General features: G+C 53.6%; 16 protein-coding genes. 2 read left to right on the forward strand and 14 right to left on the reverse strand.

Annotated features, from left to right (window positions below):
* Positions 1–493: 493 nt before the first annotated feature.
* From efeB to putP, 4 genes are all read right to left on the reverse strand, one after another.
* Positions 494–1774, reverse strand: a complete 1281-nt coding sequence (gene efeB, locus QMZ30_RS17410) for an iron uptake transporter deferrochelatase/peroxidase subunit (protein WP_283228323.1) — start codon at positions 1772–1774, stop codon at positions 494–496.
* 2 nt (positions 1775–1776) lie between these two features.
* Positions 1777–2895, reverse strand: a complete 1119-nt coding sequence (gene efeO, locus QMZ30_RS17415) for an iron uptake system protein EfeO (protein ID WP_283228324.1) — start codon at positions 2893–2895, stop codon at positions 1777–1779.
* A gap of 54 nt (positions 2896–2949) precedes the next feature.
* A complete protein-coding gene (gene efeU / locus QMZ30_RS17420; RefSeq protein WP_283228325.1) occupies positions 2950–3783 on the reverse strand; it encodes an iron uptake transporter permease EfeU in 834 nt (277 codons plus the stop codon).
* Between the two features lie 557 nt (positions 3784–4340).
* Positions 4341–5825: a sodium/proline symporter PutP gene (putP, locus tag QMZ30_RS17425; RefSeq protein WP_283228326.1), complete on the reverse strand. Its 1485-nt coding sequence runs from the start codon at positions 5823–5825 to the stop codon at positions 4341–4343.
* Positions 5826–6269: 444 nt separating this feature from the next.
* Between putP and putA the strand changes: the two genes are divergently transcribed.
* A complete protein-coding gene (gene putA, locus QMZ30_RS17430) occupies positions 6270–10214 on the forward strand; it encodes a trifunctional transcriptional regulator/proline dehydrogenase/L-glutamate gamma-semialdehyde dehydrogenase (RefSeq protein ID WP_283228327.1) in 3945 nt (1314 codons plus the stop codon).
* A gap of 83 nt (positions 10215–10297) precedes the next feature.
* On the opposite strand, the gene QMZ30_RS17435 is transcribed toward putA, so the two are convergent.
* From QMZ30_RS17435 to QMZ30_RS17475, 9 genes are all read right to left on the reverse strand, one after another.
* Positions 10298–11380: an acyltransferase family protein gene (locus QMZ30_RS17435; protein WP_283228328.1), complete on the reverse strand. Its 1083-nt coding sequence runs from the start codon at positions 11378–11380 to the stop codon at positions 10298–10300.
* A gap of 470 nt (positions 11381–11850) precedes the next feature.
* Positions 11851–12939, reverse strand: coding sequence for an acyltransferase family protein (locus tag QMZ30_RS17440; RefSeq protein ID WP_283228329.1), 1089 nt, complete (start codon positions 12937–12939; stop codon positions 11851–11853).
* 237 nt (positions 12940–13176) lie between these two features.
* The gene (tcyN, locus tag QMZ30_RS17445) at positions 13177–13929 is read right to left on the reverse strand and encodes an L-cystine ABC transporter ATP-binding protein TcyN (RefSeq protein WP_058973539.1); all 753 of its coding nucleotides are present in this window, start codon (positions 13927–13929) and stop codon (positions 13177–13179) included.
* Positions 13926–14594 carry a cystine ABC transporter permease gene (tcyL, locus tag QMZ30_RS17450; protein WP_034824349.1) on the reverse strand — a complete coding sequence of 223 codons (669 nt, stop codon included), beginning with the start codon at positions 14592–14594 and terminating at the stop codon, positions 13926–13928. Before tcyL ends, tcyN begins: the two co-directional genes overlap by 4 nt.
* Positions 14594–15394: a cystine ABC transporter substrate-binding protein gene (gene tcyJ, locus QMZ30_RS17455; RefSeq protein WP_283228330.1), complete on the reverse strand. Its 801-nt coding sequence runs from the start codon at positions 15392–15394 to the stop codon at positions 14594–14596. Before tcyJ ends, tcyL begins: the two co-directional genes overlap by 1 nt.
* Before the next feature lie 153 nt (positions 15395–15547).
* The gene (locus QMZ30_RS17460) at positions 15548–16534 is read right to left on the reverse strand and encodes a D-cysteine desulfhydrase (RefSeq protein ID WP_283228331.1); all 987 of its coding nucleotides are present in this window, start codon (positions 16532–16534) and stop codon (positions 15548–15550) included.
* Between the two features lie 131 nt (positions 16535–16665).
* Positions 16666–17169 carry a flagella biosynthesis regulatory protein FliZ gene (gene fliZ, locus QMZ30_RS17465; RefSeq protein WP_039331790.1) on the reverse strand — a complete coding sequence of 168 codons (504 nt, stop codon included), beginning with the start codon at positions 17167–17169 and terminating at the stop codon, positions 16666–16668.
* Between the two features lie 47 nt (positions 17170–17216).
* A complete protein-coding gene (locus QMZ30_RS17470; RefSeq protein ID WP_283228332.1) occupies positions 17217–17939 on the reverse strand; it encodes an RNA polymerase sigma factor FliA in 723 nt (240 codons plus the stop codon).
* 143 nt (positions 17940–18082) lie between these two features.
* Positions 18083–19051, reverse strand: a complete 969-nt coding sequence (locus QMZ30_RS17475; RefSeq protein WP_283228333.1) for an HNH endonuclease signature motif containing protein — start codon at positions 19049–19051, stop codon at positions 18083–18085.
* Positions 19052–19164: 113 nt separating this feature from the next.
* On the opposite strand from QMZ30_RS17475, the gene QMZ30_RS17480 reads away from it, so the two are divergent.
* A complete protein-coding gene (locus QMZ30_RS17480) occupies positions 19165–19335 on the forward strand; it encodes a hypothetical protein (protein ID WP_283228334.1) in 171 nt (56 codons plus the stop codon).
* A 124-nt stretch (positions 19336–19459) separates the two neighbouring features.
* Here QMZ30_RS17480 and QMZ30_RS17485 read toward each other — a convergent pair whose 3' ends face one another.
* Positions 19460–19822, reverse strand: coding sequence for a cell envelope integrity TolA C-terminal domain-containing protein (locus QMZ30_RS17485; protein WP_283228335.1), 363 nt, complete (start codon positions 19820–19822; stop codon positions 19460–19462).
* Positions 19823–19977 lie beyond the last annotated feature (155 nt).

The raw sequence follows: 19977 nt of genomic DNA on the forward strand, positions 1-19977 counted from the left end.
TCCTTGTAAGCCGAGTCTGGCCATTGAGAATAGTGTGCAACAACGACGAAGCGCTGTAGCGCACCGGTAAAGAATTGGCGTTAGTTCGGAAACGATAATTGAAAAGTGAAGAGGATACTTTGGAGGGAAGAAATCCCCCGCAGTGTACTGCGCTAGCTGAAGTGTATTTAACTGTCCATAGAAGGACCGGGTCATGCGCGAACTCCAGTGGACTTAGCCACACAACTGACAACGCTTATGAGTAAAGTGCATCATATTTGCGGTGCTTTGCAACAGTAATTTTACTTCCCGCTAAAGAAAAAGTTTTAAGCGAAGCATGAGAATTTCACACTTAAATTAAATTTAATCGCATTATCAATAGCATGGATAATTTCGCCATGGCTGAACTTTTTAGGAACATTCGGAAGCGGGTGCATCCAGAGAAAAGTTGGCAACTGGTATGATGGCGCGCCTGCGCAGCCGTCATGCTGCGCAGGCGCTGTGTATTTATTAATCAGGCTTGCAGTAAAGGCTGGCCGAGATAATGTTTTTCGTCTGGAACACCGGGTAAAACGAAAAAGTATCCGCCACCAATCGGGCGTATATATTCTTCCAGCGCTTCGCCATTCAGACGCTTCTGCACGGTGATAAAGCCTTTGGCTAAATCATGCTGATAACAGACGAACAATAGCCCCATATCTAACTGCCCTGCTCCGGTGATACCAGAAGAGTAGCTGTAACCTCGGCGCAGCATCAAACTGCTGTCGGTTGCAGGCGTACGTGGGTTGGCGAGGCGAATATGCGCATCAAGTGCAATCACATCACCATCGGGGTCTTTACTGTAATCCGGCACATCGTGTTCATTTTTCATGCCCAATGGCGCACCGGATAATTTCTCGCGGCCAAAAATGGTCTGCTGCTCGCCCAGCGGGGTGCGATCCCACATTTCAACGTGGAAACGAATAATACGCACCGCCTGATAGCTGCCACCCACCGTCCAGGCGGGCTCTTGCTGATTGGCCGTGACCCACAGCAGTTGATTCATCAGCGCATTATTGTGCGTATCTGGATTCGCGGTGCCGTCTTTGAAGCCTAAGAGGTTGATGGGCGTTTCCTGACCTTTGCTGCGTGCGGCATGGTCGGCAATAAAGCCGTCGCGACGCCAGCGCACCGCCAGCAGATCGGGGGTGTACTTGATGATGTCGCGCAGCGCGTGGATCACCGTATCCTGGGTATTGGCGCAAATCTGGATCAACAGATCGCCATGACACTGCTCGGCATCAAGCGAATCATTGGGGAAACGCGTCATGGCTTGCAGCTGCGTCGGTTTGTGGGCGCTGAGACCAAAACGCTCGTCAAACAATGAGGTACCGACTGACAAGGTGATGGTGAGGTTGTCGGGTGCAATATCGGCACCGAGAATACCGGAATCCATCGGCGGCAACTGCGGGTTAGGCACTGCTGGCGCTGGCCCACCTTTGGTCAGGAAAGCAAAGCGCGCGGTGAGTAAGCGGAATAAGCGCTCTAAATCGGTTTTATCACTGGCTAAGACGTCAAACGCCACCAGCATCATGGATGCCTGTTGCGGAGTGATAATGCCGGCTTGATGCGGGCCGAAGAAGGGTTGCGCTTGTTGGCGTGCATCGGGTGCAACCGTGCCGGGAGAGAAGCTGTCAGCCGCAGCTGCCGTATGGAACGGACAGCCGCCACTGAGGGCGGCAGCGCCGCCCAGCATGCCTAATCCCTGCAATAAACGACGACGCGACGGTTGCGCCGCGTCATTTTTATTACTCATGATTAGTCGAGACCTAAAGTACCGCGCAACAGGGAGAGATCTTCCGCCAGGGTGGTGATCGGCCCTTTCAGCGCATTACGGTCAGCAGTGGTCAGCTTCTCGTAAGACTCAAATCCATCTTTGGTGCGGTATTTGCTGAGAATGCCATCCACTTTATTGAAGTTTGCGTCAACTTTCGCCAGCAGTTGCGGGTTAGCTTTTTGTAACTGTGGACGCAGCAGATCAACGATTTTCTGTGCGCCATCGATGTTAGCCTGGAAGTCAGACAGGTCGGTGCGGCTGTAACGGTCTTCCTCGCCAGAGATTTTGCTGGCCGCCACTTCTTCAATCAGACCGGCAGCGCCACCGACCACTTTGGCTGGCGGGAATGCCAGCTCGCTGATACGGGTTTGCAGATCCAACACATCCTGGTTCAGCTTAGTGGCGAACTCTTCTGCACCTTTGGTGGTTTTGTCAGCCCACAGGATTTTTTCGATACGGTGGAAACCGGTGAATTTAGGATCTTCCGCTTTCTTCTCAAAGTCGTCTTCACGGGCATCGATGCTGCTGTCCAGATCGGAGAACAGTTCGGCAATCGGTTCAATACGCTCATAGTGCGCACGGGTTGGCGCATACAGTGCTTTGGCTTTCTCCAGATCGCCTGCTTTCACCGCATCGGTGAAGGCCTGCGTTCCCGCCACCAGCTCTTTAACTTCGCTCATCACGTAAGTTTTGTAGTCGGTGATCGGACCAGCCAGTTGCATGATGTCGGTTTTGCCTTTGGCAGCGGTTTTCGACTCACCCGATACCACCAGTTTGCCTTTCGGGTTGGTGAGCAGACCACAGGTCATGTCATATTCGCCCGCTTCGAGGTTGGCCGTCAGTTTCTGGCTGAAGCCAGGCGCGATGTTTTCACGCTCTTCCACCACCATCACCCCTTTCAGGATTTCCCACTCCAGCGCTTTCTGGCTGTTGTTTTTGATGATGAACTGGGTTTTCCCTGCCTGCACATTCAGTGACATCGGCTCGCACTGTTTGTCGGTGACGGTAACCGTGACCTGCGGGATGGATGCAGCAGAAGCGGCGCCTGAGAGAGCCAGCATAGAAATCAACAGCGCCTTGCGGCGGAAGCGAATCGTCATAGTGATATCCCTGTTACATGGAAGAACAGGCGCGCAATCGCGCCTGACTTAATTTCAGCGAGTGGTACGTGCGGCATTGGCCGTTGGGCGTGCCGGGAAGAAAAACAGCAACAGTGCAGGGATCAGGTAAATTAACCAGACCGCCACTTCACTGACGCTAGGCGTTTCCTGATAACCGAGAATGCCTTCCAGCAGCGTCCCTACTACCGAATGGGTTGAGAGCGTGTTGCTGAGGTCAAAAGCCACATCCTGGAAATGGTTCCACAGTCCGGCTTCATGGAAGGCACGAATCGCCCCCGCCGCGAGGCCAGCAGCCACGAATAGAATGAACAGGCTGGTCCAACGGAAGAAGCTGCCCAGGTTGAGGCGAATACCGCCGTAATAGAGCAACATGCCCAGCACAATAGCGGTGATTAGACCGAGCACCGCACCAATCGGCGGCGCATAGCCCACATCCTGGGTAAAGGCAGCGAGCAGGAAGAATACGGATTCCAGCCCTTCACGAGCCACCGCCAAAAAGACCATCAGCACCAGCGGGAAGCCACTTCCGCCCTGCTTTTGCAATGCCTGATCAACCGACCGTTCAAGCGTGGCTTTGATATTGCGCGAGACTTTGCGCATCCAGAACACCATGGATGTCAGGATAACTACCGCCACAACAGCCACAATGCCTTCGAACAGTTCCTGCTGTTTCTGCGGGAATTCACCGGTGGTTTCATTGATGAAGATGCCAAGGGCCAAGCAGAGCGCTGCCGCAATGAAAACACCCGCCCACATAGCAGGAAACCATTGACTGCGCTGGGTACGTTTCAGGTAACTGGCAATCAGGCTGACGATGAGCGCTGCTTCAAGACCTTCACGCAGCATAATGAGAAACGGTACGAACATCACCAACCTCTTGAATGTTAAGGAGGGTAAACCTTAGGTAAAAATACGTAAAGTGCGAACGATATCGATTATCATTACAGGGATGGAAAATACAAGTCACTTAATGAAATAATTTCTCATTTGCGGAGCGGGAGACAGAATTTCCTGGGGGCAAAATATTGCTGATGGAATTGTGTAAGGTCCAGTAAAGGCCATCCCGATCGCGAAGGAGTCATGCTTCCCTGCAGATCGGCCTCGCGATTACTCGTCCCATCCATGGGACTCGCCCGTTAACGGGCCAATGCTGCGCATTGTTCAAAAACGCTCCTGGCGTTTTTGTCCATGGCTCGGACGCTTCGCTCTTCGAGATGGCCTTTACTGACCCTCAAACACATTTATTGCGGTGAATCAGACAGCACCCTACTGAAGCCGCGCGCATTCGTCGTAGTGTTGCCATTTATGGCGACCGAAATGCGCTTGATTGGTAGGTACAACGCCATAATTGCCAAGCCTGCAAGATTCAAATCCAATAAAAAACCCGCCGTTTAACGGGCGGGTTTGCACTAAAACCGAAAAAATTACTTGGTGTTGTATTCTGCTTCAGCCGCAGCGAAACGCGCCTGCGCTTCTTCTGACGGGCCGCTGCCGATCAGGCTGAACACGACAATCGCGATGCTGGCGAAGATGAAACCAGGGATAATTTCATACAGCTCGGTGTAACCGTAGTTCTTCCACAGCAGCACGGTCAGCGCACCAATCACCATACCGGCCAGCGCGCCGTTGCGCGTCATGCGCTTCCAGCACACACCGAACAACACTACCGGACCGAAGGCGGCACCGAAGCCTGCCCACGCGTAGCTCACCAGACCCAGCACACGGTTTTCCGGATTTGCCGCCAGCGCGATAGCGATCAGCGCAATCACCAGCACCATCAAACGGCCCACCCACACCAGCTCTTTCTGGCTGGCGTTTTTACGCAGGAAGCCTTTATACAGGTCTTCGGTCAGGGCACTTGAACACACCAGCAGCTGACAGCTCAGCGTGGACATCACCGCCGCCAGAATCGCGGAGAGCAGAATACCGGCAATCCATGGGTTGAACAGAATACGCGCCAGTTCAATAAACACGCGCTCGCCATTTTGGCTGACGCCTGCGGCCTGCTCTGGATGGTTCTGGAAGTACGCGATACCAAAGAAGCCTACCGCTACCGCACCGGCCAGGCACAAAATCATCCATGTCATACCGATGCGACGTGCCGCACGAATTGAACGATGGGAGTCTGCAGCCATAAAGCGCGCCAGGATATGTGGCTGACCAAAGTAGCCTAAGCCCCAACCGAGCAGTGAGATCACCGCGACAAAATTCAGCCCTTTCAGCATGTCGAGGTTTTCGAGGCTTTTCGCTTCAATGACCGCCAGGGAATCATCCAGGCCGCCAACTGCAATAATCACAAACACCGGCGTCAGAATCAGCGCGAAGATCATCAGGCTGGCCTGGACGGTATCTGTCCAGCTCACCGCCAGGAAACCACCCACCAGCGTGTAGAGAATAGTGGCGGCCGCACCGGCCCACAGCGCGGTCTGGTAATCCATACCAAAGGTGCTTTCAAACAGACGGGCACCAGCAACTACACCCGATGCGCAGTAAATGGTGAAGAAGATGAGAATCACCACCGCGGAGATAACACGCAGCAGCTTGCTTTTATCCTCGAAACGGCTGGAGAAGAAATCTGGCAGGGTTAAGGCATTGTCATGATGTTCGGTTTGCACGCGCAGACGGCCCGCAACGATTTTCCAGTTCAGCCAGGCACCAATAGTGAGGCCGATGGCAATCCAGCTCTCAGAGATACCGGACAGGAAAATGGCACCCGGCAAGCCCATCAGCAACCAACCACTCATATCCGATGCACCTGCGGACAAGGCGGTAACAACGCTGCCTAAACTGCGGCCACCCAGAATGTAGTCATCAAAACTTTTGGTTGAACGGTAGGCAATAAACCCGATTAACACCATCCCAAGGATGTAAATTACAAAGGTCACCAACATCGGTGTACTTACACTCATACTCTCTCCACTTATTATGTAATTCATTAAGAGCAATCTTTTTCCTGGGTTATCGGAACGGGATAACCCAGGGCTTTACCGCATCCAGAGAAAGCGATTCCTCTTAAGGCGCGGTATCCTGCCGCAAAGGGGCGGCGCGCACAATGCATTTAACACAGCTGTCACACTGGTTTCACCTGACTTCGATTTTTAAATGCCAATAGGTTGCACTCACTCACACTTTTAGTTGCACCCCAATCCATTTAAAACGCAGACGGTTAAGTTGAGTTGCAACCCTGGCGAGATTCTTGCAGCAAGTTTCATGCCGATTCATTCGGTTTTAACAATTCAGGCAGTGAAAAACATGCAACTCAGGTCACATTTAACAAGGTTGCACAAAGTTGCAACTTAAGTGATAGTGCTGCCACGCTGGATTTGACGACATCATTTAGAGACGAGGAAATCATGGGAACTACCACCATGGGGGTGAAGCTGGATGAAGCCACCCGCGATCGCATTAAGTTGGCTGCAAACAAAATTGACCGCACGCCACACTGGCTGATCAAGCAGGCCATTTTTAACTACCTCACGCAGCTGGAAGCGGGTGAATCACTGCCAGAGATCCCCTTGCAACTGGCGGATGCCTCCAGCGAAGAAGGCACGCCAGACGAGGCTCTGCAGCCCTTCCTCGACTTTGCGGAACACATTCTGCCGCAGTCAGTGACCCGCTCCGCCATCACCGCCGCATGGCGTCGTCCGGAGACGGATGCGGTGCCGATGTTGCTGGAGCAGGCGCGTCTCCCTGCCCCGCTGGCAGAAAAAACCCATCAACTTGCCTACAGCCTGGCGGAGAAACTGCGGCACCAAAAAGGTGCAACCGGACGCGCTGGCATGGTGCAAAGCCTGTTGCAGGAGTTCTCCCTCTCCTCGCAGGAAGGCGTGGCATTGATGTGTCTGGCGGAAGCGCTGCTGCGTATTCCCGATAAGCCGACCCGTGATGCGCTGATCCGCGATAAGATCAGCAACGGCAACTGGCAGTCACATCTGGGCCGTAGCCCGTCGATGTTTGTTAACGCGGCGACCTGGGGCCTGCTGTTTACCGGCCGTCTGGTTTCTACCCATAACGAAGCTAACCTGTCACGTTCACTGAACCGCATTATCGGTAAGAGCGGTGAGCCGCTGATCCGTAAAGGTGTGGACATGGCGATGCGCTTGATGGGCGAACAGTTTGTGACGGGCGAAACCATCGCTGAAGCGCTGGCCAACGCTCGCAAGCTGGAAGAGAAAGGTTTCCGCTACTCTTACGACATGCTGGGTGAAGCGGCACTTACCGCCAGCGATGCCAAAGCTTACCTGGTCTCTTACCAGCAGGCGATTCACGCCATTGGTAAAGCCTCTAACGGCCGTGGTATTTATGAAGGCCCAGGCATTTCGATTAAGCTTTCCGCACTGCATCCGCGCTATAGCCGCGCGCAATATGAGCGCGTGATGGAGGAGCTGTATCCAATCCTTAAATCCCTGACCTTGCTGGCGCGTTCTTATGACATCGGCATCAATATTGATGCGGAAGAAGCAGATCGTCTGGAGCTGTCGCTCGATCTGCTGGAGAAGCTGTGCTTTGAGCCAGAGCTGGATGGCTGGAACGGTATCGGCTTTGTCATTCAGGCGTACCAGAAGCGCTGCCCGTTTGTCATTGATTCATTGATCGATCTGGCTCAGCGCAGCCGTCGCCGTCTGATGATCCGTCTGGTGAAAGGTGCGTATTGGGACAGTGAGATCAAACGTGCGCAGATCGATGGCCTGGAAGGCTATCCGGTTTACACGCGCAAGGTGTACACCGATATTTCTTATCTGGCCTGCGCCCGCAAACTGCTGGCGGTGCCGAACTTGATCTATCCACAGTTTGCTACCCACAACGCCCATACGCTGGCGGCGATCTATCAGCTGGCAGGCAACAACTACTATCCGGGTCAGTATGAGTTCCAGTGCCTGCACGGCATGGGTGAGCCGCTGTATGAGCAAGTGGTGGGCAAAGTGGCCGATGGCAAACTCAACCGCCCTTGCCGTATTTATGCGCCGGTCGGCACGCATGAAACCCTGCTCGCTTACCTGGTGCGTCGTTTGCTGGAGAACGGTGCCAATACCTCCTTCGTCAACCGTATCGCCGATAACACCTTACCGCTGGACGAACTGGTGGCCGATCCGGTGACCGCCGTAGAAAAAATGGGTGTCAGCGAAGGTGCCGTTGGCTTACCGCATCCGAAAATACCGTTGCCACGCGATCTCTACGGTGAGAATCGTGCTAACTCGGCGGGCCTCGACATGGCCAACGAACATCGTCTGGCATCGCTCTCCAGCGCCTTGCTGAACAGCGCCAGCCAGCCGTGGACCGCACAACCTTTGGTTGAGGCCACTTTGGGTGAAGGCATCAGCCGCCCGGTGCTCAACCCGTCAGCCCCTGGCGATGTGGTGGGCAGCGTACGTGACGCCACCGAAGCAGAAGTGTCAGAAGCGCTGGATGCGGCAGTCAATGCCGGTCCGATCTGGTTTGCTACTCCACCGCAAGAGCGTGCTGCCATCCTCGAACGTGCAGCGCAAGCGATGGAAGGCCAGTTGCAGCAGTTGATTGGTCTGCTGGTGCGTGAAGCGGGTAAAACCTATAACAATGCGATTGCTGAAGTGCGTGAGGCGGTGGACTTCCTCTATTACTACGCGGGCATGGTGCGTGACGATTTTGATAACGAAACCCATCGTCCATTGGGTCCGGTAGTGTGCATCAGCCCGTGGAACTTCCCACTGGCGATCTTCACCGGTCAAATTGCCGCCGCGCTGGCAGCGGGTAACAGCGTGCTGGCGAAACCCGCCGAGCAAACGCCTCTTATTGCTGCGCAGGCGGTGCAGATTATGCTGGATGCCGGTGTCCCGGCGGGCGTGCTGCAACTGTTGCCAGGCCAGGGCGAGACCGTTGGCGCACAGCTGACTGGCGATGAACGTGTCCGTGGTGTGATGTTCACCGGTTCTACCGCTGTCGCTACCCTGCTACAACGCAACCTCGCCGGTCGTCTCGATCCTCAAGGTCGCCCGACTCCACTGATTGCCGAAACCGGTGGCATGAATGCCATGATCGTCGATTCATCAGCACTGACCGAACAAGTGGTGGTGGATATCGTGGCCTCAGCGTTTGACAGTGCTGGTCAGCGCTGTTCGGCACTGCGCCTGTTGTGCGTGCAGGATGATGTCGCGGAACACACCCTGAAAATGCTGCGCGGTGCCATGGCCGAGTGCCGCATGGGTAACCCGGAACGTCTCTCAACCGATATCGGTCCGGTAATTGATGCCGAAGCCAAAGGCAATATTGAGCGTCACATCCAGGCAATGCGCAACAAAGGCTTCACGGTGTATCAGGCTGCGCAGGAACATCCGCAAGACAGCAAAGAGTGGAACAGCGGCACCTTTATCAAGCCAACGTTGATTGAGCTGGATCAGGTGAGCGATCTGGATAAAGAAGTGTTTGGTCCGGTGCTGCACGTGGTGCGCTTTGCGCGTAACAGTCTGCCACAGCTGATCGATCAGATTAACGCGTCCGGTTACGGCCTGACGTTGGGCGTGCATACGCGCATCGATGAAACCATCGCGCAGGTCACGGCGGGTGCCAAGGTCGGTAACCTGTATGTGAACCGCAACATGGTGGGTGCGGTAGTAGGTGTGCAACCGTTCGGCGGTGAAGGCTTGTCGGGCACCGGTCCGAAAGCCGGTGGCCCACTCTATCTTTATCGCTTGCTGGCGAACCGTCCAGACAGTGCGCTGCTGAAGACCTTTAACCGTCAGGATGCGGAGCGCCCAGCGGATAGCAGCGTGCGTGCGGAATTGATGAGCGCCCACCAGGCGTTGCTGACATGGGCGCAAGATAAGCCAGAACTGCTGGCACTGTGTCAGCGTTATGACGAACTGGCGCAGGCCGGTACCGTGCGCGTGTTACCAGGCCCAACGGGTGAACGTAATACCTTCACCCTGTTGCCGCGTGAGCATGTGCTGTGCCTGGCGGACAACGAGCAGGACGCACTGACGCAGTTGGCGGCGGTGACCAGCGTAGGCAGCAAGGCACTGTGGCAGGACGACGAGTTACATCGTGCGCTACGTGCAAAACTGCCCGCTGCGGTACAGGCACATGTCGTGCTGGTGAAAGAGGCGTTAGCGGCTGAGTTTGATGCGGTGATCTATCACGGCGATGCCGATCAGCTGCGTCATCTGTGCGAACAGGTGGCGGCGCGAGACGGTGCGATTGTATCAGTACAAGGCTTTGCGCGCGGTGAAACCAATCTGCTGCTGGAGCGTCTGTTGATCGAACGTTCGTTGAGCGTGAACACTGCAGCGGCGGGCGGGAATGCGAGTTTGATGACCATCGGCTGATAGCATCATCCCAAAAAATGATCAGGTGCGCTTAAATGCGCACCTGACATGTAAGGTCGCCATTGATGACGACCTTTTTTTGATTACGCCGCAGTCTTACCGCGCTTCATCCCAATCAAGGTCGGGAACACAAACAGCGACTGTCCCAATCCACGGTTAGTCAGAGACCACACTGCCACGGAACACAGCGAGCAGATTCCCACTATCGCTATCGGATAGAAACACGCCCAAAGCACCGAGAACCACGCATGATCAAACAAGTGATGGCGTTGAGCGAACAAGATCGCTGACATGCCAAAGTACTCAATGAAAATACGATGGATAACGTATATCTGTAAGGTGTTACGCCCAATCCAGTTGAAGTAGGTCATTTTGAAGTGCGCATTGAGCCAGCGGCAGGCCGCCACGCTCGCCAGCACCGCAATGACACACAGGAATAAGCTCTTATCCAGACCAAAGATGATGTGAATCCCCGAGACCGCCGCCAGCAATGCCCATGGCACAATGTTCTCACGGCGCCATTCACTCATCCGCAGCATCAGTGGGCTCCAGAACGCCCCCAGCAAGAAGAACAGGAAGTACTGCGCCACACTCTGTGGACCCCAGTAAGGAATGATCTTCTCCACTGCCAGATAGTTGAACACCACCGCCACCACCAGCAAAGCCACTTTCTGTTTGTGAAATATCTTCGCGCACAGGAAGTACAGCGCTAGCCCATACAGGTACCATGAGGTACTCATTGCCATAAACGTCAGCTTGAGGAACTCAAACAGTGAACCCGCGTAGGCCGCATTAAGGTTATGCGAGATACGTTGCCCGGTGATTTCCGTGGAGATGCCCACGATAGACCACCACTGAATAAAGCCCCACAAAATATACAGATAGAACAGATTGGTAATACGACTGGTAAACACCTGCTTCCACGGGCGATTTAGAATCCCGTTGGTTGCCAACAGGCCAGAAACAAAGAAAAATGCTGGCATACGCAGTGGAGATAAAACGGTATTAAACTGCACCCATATTTCTGCCGGGATCCAACCGGCCGTCAAATATTTCACCGTTCCTTCAAATCCGGGTAATACGGTGTGATACAACACCACCAGCAATATGCAGGCCCCCTTGAGGGTATTGACCCATGCAATATCTTCTTTCCTGGCGTTATTCATATGATTAACTCCCGCTGCTGTGTAGGTCTTTAAGGAGAAGTATGAGGAAATAAGCATTGAAGCATTTCTGGTTATTTAACGATTATTAAACATGCATGACGGGGATGACTCTAGCGAAAGTCCTAAAAGTTTTTTTGTGGCCCTGATATAACAATACTTTACAGTTCCAAACATTAATCAAATGTTTAGCAGGCTAAGAATATTTGCCTTAAATTGAGTCGTTAAGCGTGGTGAAAGCAGATATGTAAAGGGCGCAATCACTGCGGGAATTTAAGAACAATCCATCACTTCGACATCCAAATAATAATCAAATCCTTTTCAGATAATTATTAAATGTGCCAAATGGATAAGCAGAGATATTCATGGTGTGCTAAGAGGATATTTATATTCTGCAGAAATAGTTTAATTTCACTGATTTAATGCGGAGAGAGTAATGATATAGGACGCACTCTAATGCGCCCTATAGGTTATTACGGCAACGGTGCTGACTTGGGCTCCAGCGCCGGTTTACGTAGCAAACGTGGATACAGGAACAACATGCGTCCCGGCCCACGATTCAGCACGGACCACACCAGCAACGAGACCGCCACACAGACAGCAACCCCCGTCACCGGCATCAGAATCGCCCACGCCCAGCTGAACACCGCATTGCCAAACCAGCCGTAGTGCAGCGCCAGCGCAATCGCGCTCAAGCCCAGCAGTTCAATAAAGATACGATGCAGCACGTAAATTTGCAGGGTGTTGCGGCCAATCCAGTTCAGCCACGCCATATTCAGGCGCTCATTAAGGAAGCGACATACCACAATGCCAAACACGATAGTCAGCAAACTGTAGAAGGGATTTTTATAGATACCGCCCACATGGTGCGCGACACCAATCATCGCGATAGCCGCCAACAGCAGCCAGTGCTGCCGCTTGAGCTGACTGATCTCAATCAACGACTGGCTGAAGAACACGCCAAGCAGGAAGTAGAGATAGTTTTGCGCCACACTGGTTGGCCCCCAACCGGGGATCAGGCTGAACTGCGCCGCGTAATTGGCCAAAATCGCCAACAGCACCAGCGCGATTTTCTGGCGATGGAACAACTTAGTGAACAGGAAGAACCCGGCCAGCGCGTAGAGATACCACAGGCTGGTCATGGCGGTGAACAGCAGCTTAATGAACTCAAACGGCGTATCGGCATAGGCAGCATTCTTCGCACTGGAGAGCTTTTCCCCAAGGTGAGTAGAAATGTAATGAATACTCACCCACTGAATCACTCCCCACAGCAGATAGAGATAGACGATGTTACTGAACTTCTTAGTAAACACCTCTTTCCAGCTCTTCTTAACAATCGAACTCGCTGCCAGCAGTCCCGACACAAAGAAAAACGCGGGCATACGCAGTGGCGAGAGGTAGGTGTTAAAGGTCACCCACCAGTGCGCGGGCACCACACCGGCGGTGAGATGATGTATAGAAGGAGCGAAGGTGGTGATGATCGAGTGGTGCAACACCACCAGCAAGATACAGGCACCTTTTAGCGTGTTGATCCAGAGGACCTCGTTTCTGGCATTACTCATTGTTTTATCCTGATTGCGCCATGAATTTGTAAAGAATTATTTATATTTACAAAGTTGTCTCAATCGGGCGGGTCTTAAAATTCGTTTAGCCTGTTGCAACAGAATTCTAAGTCAGGATAAAACACCTAAATTCAGTGGGTTATTTAATCTAAGCGACAATATTTTCAGAAGAAACTGAGAGCGGGTAATGACATAACGCAGAAAGGAAGCGCCATCCGATCCAGACGGCGCTTGAGACTATTGATTAAGAAACTTGTCGAGAAATTGCCGGGTGCGTGCCTGCTGCGGGTTGCTAAACAGTTCTTTTGCTGGCCCCTGTTCCACAATGCGCCCCTGATCCATAAAGATGGCGCGGTCAGCCACATCGCGCGCAAAGCTCATCTCATGCGTGACGATCACCATGGTGCGCTTCTCCTCTGCCAGCGCGCGGATGGTGTTGAGCACCTCCCCCACCAGCTCCGGGTCCAGTGCCGATGTCGGTTCATCAAACAGAATCACCTGTGGACGCATCGCCAGCGCACGCGCAATCGCCACACGCTGTTGCTGTCCACCGGAAAGACGGCGTGGGAAGCTCTCTTCCTTACCGTGCAACCCGACCTTCTCCAGCAAGCTACGTGCGCGAGAGATCGCTTCCGCTTTCGGCTCACCTTTGACGATCACCGGGCCTTCAATAATGTTCTCCAGCACCGAACGATGTGGGAACAAATTGAAGTTCTGGAACACGAATCCCACCTGCTGACGCAAGCGGCGCACCTGCTCTTTTTGCTTGTTGAGCCCGAGGCTGGCATCAATGGTGATATCGCCGACCGTGACACGACCACTTTCGGGCACTTCCAGCAGGTTAATGCTGCGTAACAAGGTGGTTTTACCCGATCCGCTCGGGCCAATAATCGCCACCACTTCACCCGGAGCCACATCAAGATCGATGCCGTGCAGCACGGTCTGTCCGTGGAACTGCTTCACTAGCTGGCGTACTTCGATTGCACTCATTTCGCCTCCCGATCCTGTCGATTCACATGCGCTTCCAGGCGATTTTGCAGCGCCGACAGCACGGTCGCCATCACCCAATAGATCAGTGAAGCGGCCAGATACATGGTGAACACTTCCAGTGTACGTGAGGTGATCAGCTGCGCCTGACGGAACAACTCTGGCACCTGAATGGTGGCCGCCAGTGAGGTGTCTTTCACCAGGCTAATAAAGCTGTTGCCAAGTGGCGGTAACGCAGTGCGCGCTGCTTGTGGCAGGATCACGCGGCGCAAGGTTTGCCACGGCGTCATGCCGATGCTGGCTGCGGCTTCCCACTGCCCGCGCTCGATGGCAGCAATCGCGCCACGTAGAGATTCTGAGGCGTAGGCCGCGGTGTTAAGCGACAGGCCGATCATCGCTGACGGAATCGGATCCAGCTCGATACCAAACTGTGGCAGACCGTAATAGATCATAAACAGTTGGGCGATGAGAGGGGTGCCACGGAAAATCGACACGTAAATACGCGCCAGCCAGTTTATCGGCCAGAAGTGTGACAAACGCATCAGTGCCAGCACGAAGCCAAGTACCAGGCCGAAGAACATCCCGCCGATACTCAGCTGCAGTGTGAACAGCGCGCCCTTGAGTAAAAATGGTGCTGAATCCAGCACCAGTTGTAGGCTTTCCTGCATTATTTAGTGACGTCCGCGCCGAACCATTTCTCAGAGAGTTTGCTCAGCGAGCCATCTTTCTGCATGTCGGCAATCGCCGCATCAATGGCTTTCAGCAAGTCATCATTGCCTTTACGCAGTGCAACGCCCGATTCCAGACGAGAGAACGCCGGACCCGCGACCGCCATGGTATCGCCGGTTTTCTTCACCAGATCCAGCGCCGCTAAGCGGTCAACCAGGATGGCATCAACACGGCCAGAACGCAGATCCTGATATTTTGTTGGGTCATCATCATAGGTACGGATGTCCACGCCTTTGACGTTATCGCGCAGCCACTGTTCGTAGTTAGAGCCCAGGCCGACACCGACTTTCTTGCCGGACAGATCTTCCGGCTTGGTGATGCTGCCGGCGTTTTTCTTCATCGTCAGCGCCTGCACGCCAGAAATGGTGTACGGGGTAGAGAAGTCATATTTCTTCTTACGCTCAGGTGAAATCGTCACCTGGTTGATCACCACGTCGATGCGTTTTGAGTCCAGCGCGGCCAGCATGCCATCCCATTTGGTCGGCTTGAGGTCGGCTTTCACGCCAAGATGCTGAGCCAGCTCTTGAGCGAACTCCACTTCAAAACCGGTCAGTTTGCCGCTTTCATCCTGGAAGCTGAACGGAGGATAGGTCCCTTCCAGGCCCACGCGCAGCTCGCCTTTGCTTTTTACTTTCGCCAGCAGATCTTCCGCTGCGAAGGATTTGCTATTCACGCCCGCGACCAGCGCGACCGCCATCATGCCCATCACCAGTTGGCGACGAATTGGAGAGAAAGTCATGTTGACCCCATTTTTTGTGATGTGTTGTTGTGTATCTCTTGGTGCGCATCAATGCTCCCCTACGAAAATGATATTGCCTCCTCGTAGGGTTGCCATTTATGGCGACCGTTTATGTAATAACCGCCGGATTATAAACTTTTTTTTGCTGCTGTCTCAGACCGAAGGATGATAAGCAAATAACGCAGGCGATCCACCGGTATGCACAAATAACAGCGGCCCTTCCCGACGGAAGCGGTTCTGCGCAATACCATCGATCAATCCCGCCATCGCTTTGCCGGTGTAGACCGGATCCAGCATGATGCCCTCCAGACGCGCCAGCAGCTTCACCGCTTCCATACCCTCTTCGTTCGGTTCACCGTAACGCGGGGCGAAATAGTCATCCCACAGGGTGATCGGCGCGTGCACCTGCACTTCGAGCTGCTCTGCCAGTGCCGTGCGAATGCGCTCGACTACCGGCAGTTGTGCTTCAACTTTGCGTGAAACGGTCACACCCACTAATTCGGTTTCTGGCAACAGATGCTCAAGGCCCACCGCCAGACCGGCGTGCGTGCCTGCACTCCCGGACGCGACGACCACGGCGGCAAAATCCACCACGCCTTCGCTCTGATGGGCGATCTCTTGTGCGCACTCCACATACCCTAGCGCACCCAAGGCATTTGAGCCGCCAACAGGGACCACATACGGACGGAAGCCCTGCGCTTCCAGACGCTCGGCCTGTTCAGCCAGTTGTTCAGTGGGATTGTACAGCGACTCCACCATCACCACCTCGACGTCCATCAGGTCAAGTAGCAGGCGGTTGCCGTTAGAAAGATAGTTTTCGCTGGCCGTGCCAATGGGATTTTCCAGCAGCGCGACACATTTTAAGCCGAGACGAGCCGCCACCGCAGCAGTCTGGCGCACATGATTGGATTGAATCGCACCCGCAGTCAGCAACACGTCGGCCCCTTCGCGCAACGCATCAGCGGCGAGGAATTCGAGCTTACGCAGTTTGTTACCACCCAAGGCTACCGGCGTGAAATCATCACGCTTAATAAAGATATCGCGACCGAGGTAGTCAGAAAGCCGTGGCAGATGCTCAAGCGGCGTAGGCGCACCAAGTAATTCAAGACGAGGGAACTGGTGCAACAGGTGTAAGGACAATGCAGCCTCCATTCGGGCAATGTGCAATTATCCATATAGTGTTGCAGAAGATGAGAAAAGTCGCACCCGGAAATCTACGTGTGCGGCCCTTGTTGCCGCTATGCTCAGCAACAACAAGGGCAGGATCACAATCAGCCCTGCTGCCAGCCTAAAAACTGGTCATATTTGCGCAGCGCGATGCGGTAGTTATTGTTACCGGCATCGGGTAAGTCGTTTTCCAGACACTCATGCCAGCTTATGCCCCGTAATCTGTCGGCCGGGAAATTTTTCGCTTTCAGCATGTCATCAAGACGACGCAGGCGTACCACATACTCACGTATGGTGCTGTGACTCATCTCGGTCTGTTCAAACAGGTATTGCTTGAACGCCATAATGTCGAAGTAATTCGGATGGGTATTACAGAAAATATCGCTGCAAAAACGACACAACGCGGTTAATTCCGGCTGGAGTTTCATCCACACCTGATCGTCAATCATCTGGTCCATGCGTGCGATGGCCTCTTTATTGATGATCTGGCCGCGGAATACTAATGCCATGCGGTCTAAAACCTTGCCACAATGTGAACAATTGCTTTGGCTGTGTTTGTAGTCTTTAAGATAACGACTTAAAGGTCTGGCTTTGGCTTTGGCTCCCATTGCTGAGTCCCCGGTATTTTTATTTTTGATCCCAGGAACTGAGTCTGTCAGCGCGCCCCCGATAATCGGGCACGCAGGCGTTTGATCGCCTGACTGTGCAGCTGGCTGACGCGGGATTCCCCCACTTCCAGCACTGCGCCAATCTCTTTCAGGTTCAGTTCTTCCTGGTAGTACAGTGTGAGCACTAATTTTTCACGCTCGGGCAATGCCTCGATCGCTTCAATTACGCGGTCACGCAAGTTTCCTTCCATTAACTGATGAAGCGGGTTGGCTTCTTCATGCCCTTCCGTCACCAGCTCCGCACTGTCACCGTGTTCTTCCCGATACTCGTCGTAGGAGAAGAGTTGGCTGTTGTTGGTATCGAGCAAGATCTGCCGATACTCCTCCAGCGAAACATTCAACTGTTCAGCCACTTCCTGCTCAGTAGCCGAGCGCCCCAACGCCTGTTCTACTTGATGCATAGCACCAGCCACTTCGCGCGCATTACGACGTACGCTACGAGGTGCCCAGTCGCGGCTGCGCAGTTCATCCAGCATTGCGCCCCGGATACGCTGCACGGCATAGGTGGTAAAGGCGGTGCCTTGTAGCGCGTCGTAGCGCTCCACGGCATTCAATAAACCAATGCCACCAGCCTGCAGCAGATCGTCAAGCTCAACGCTGGCTGGCAGACGTACCTGCAAGCGCAACGCTTCATGCCGCACCAGAGGAACGTAGCGCTGCCAGAGCGAATGTTTATCCATCACGCCTTCGGGCGTATAGAGATCGTTCACGATGACTACCCTGCGTTAATAAAGTTATCGGCATGATTATCCAATTCTGTAGGGGTTTCGATTGGCAGAATAGGCGGGAAAAAGCGAGGTTATTTCAAATTTGTTATGGATGGCGGCGCAATGCACCGCCATCAGCCCGATGTCTAACGCAGATTGCGCAGCCGTTGCCGCGTGCCAGGCGGCACCACGTCCCACAGTGCGCAGGTTTTGCCCTCAAGTGTCTGATAGAAATCGCTAATCGATGCTTCAGTTTCCAGTGCCGGATTAAATACCACCCGCCCAGTTTCCGCGTCGATACTTATCATTTTGTTGATAAACAAGCGCTGCAAATCACTGCGCAGGAACAGGCCGTTATCGACGCTGTTATCCGCCAGAAAACCCTCTTCATTCTCTTGGGTATCGATATAGCAGGCTTCCACCCATGGCCAGCTGTGGCGCTCTGTGAGTTGTGTTCCGGTAATGATGCAGGCGCCATAGCGTGCTTTGACCGCAGAACTGAACTCCGCCTGGCTGGCGCGCTGGAACACTTTGGCTTTCACGCGCCGCCCCACTTCCGTACCCGGCATCACTGCTGTCGGCACTTTATGCTGCGGCGTGCTCAACACTACCAGGAACTGAATCTTGCGCGACAGCGGGAAACAGGGATGCGCATGGGGATCAAACAGCTGCCAATACTCCTCCTCTTCCGTTTGGCGCATCAGCACCAGTTTAAAGCCCCGGCTGGCGAGCAGGTTCTGCGCTTCTGCCGAGTTTGGATCGAGCATGGCGTAAACCTGCGTTTCCCCCACCACTTTCCAGCGCCCTTCTTTCTTTATTTCATCGTTGCGACGGAAATAGAGGAAAGCCTGCTGCGTCTTTAAATAGTGCTCAAAACGGCGCAGATAGTTTTTGCGTTCGTTATCTTCCGAGACGAACAGCAGATCCTCCAGCGGGCTGTTGATCTCCTCCTGCGCGAACACCGCGCGGATAATTAAATTGCGAAAGCTGGTCGACGGGCTCAGCAACCCGCGTGCGGTGAGTTCTTTCTCATCAGGATGCTGCTGCGCATAGCGCAACGCAATCTCTTCGAAGGTCAGTTGCTCACCTGGTAACAAGTCATAATTGAAGCGCATAGACACCCCAGAAACAGAAAAAATAGAGCGTAAAAATTGGAATGATTCTGGAGTGGTTATCGGCATTTTGGCGCGGGACTGTAACAGGGTGGTTACTTTTCTGAGGATGTAGGGTGGTGGGGGAAATCAGCCTGTTGGATCAGACGCAATTTGATTTATTGCAGCAACAATCACTGCTTGAATTTGTAGGGTGCGGCCTTTGGGATAATGCTGGTCACTTAGCGCTTTTTGGTCGCCATAATTGGCGCCCCTACGAGAATGTTGGGGCAATGCTGGTGACTTAAACGCATTTTGGTCGCCATGAATGGCGCCCCTACGAGAATGGATGCTGTTTTTCGTAGGGTGCGCATTTATGCGCACCAGGTTGAATTTTCATTTCGTTGCGGCGCGATTTATCGCGCTTATTTCTTACTCCGGCGCAAACACCAGCACAACGGTCTTCATCTTCTCATACACCTCCACTGATGGCGGTGCCGGTAACGCAGCATGTTGCGCGGCATACATGGCCGCCTCACACAGCCCGAGATCGCCGGTCATATTATGAATCCCAGTGAGTTGCCCTTTGTCATCCAGATCAAGACGCATTTCACAGCGCTTGCCGATGAAGTGGTCAGGATCATAAAACTCCCACTGGATGGCGTAGAAAATGCCTTCGTAGTAGCTCTTTAAATCGGTGACCGCAGGAAGTGGCGGAGGCGTGCCGTGGGTGCGCGGATGTTTGATTGGGGTGCAGCCTGCCAGCAGGAATAGCGTAATAAGGATAAGTCGCATGGTTCACGTCCTGTGAAGAGAATGTCATGAGTATATAGGGATATTCATGACACGCAGGTATAAAAAAACCCCGCCGAAGCGCTGAGGGATCCCCACTAAATCAGCGCTAATAAACCAACACCATATTTTGGTAGGTTTTGGCGAGGTGGTTAAGA

This window comes from Pantoea sp. EA-12, assembly GCF_030053355.1.
Taxonomy (GTDB): domain Bacteria; phylum Pseudomonadota; class Gammaproteobacteria; order Enterobacterales; family Enterobacteriaceae; genus Pantoea; species Pantoea vagans_C.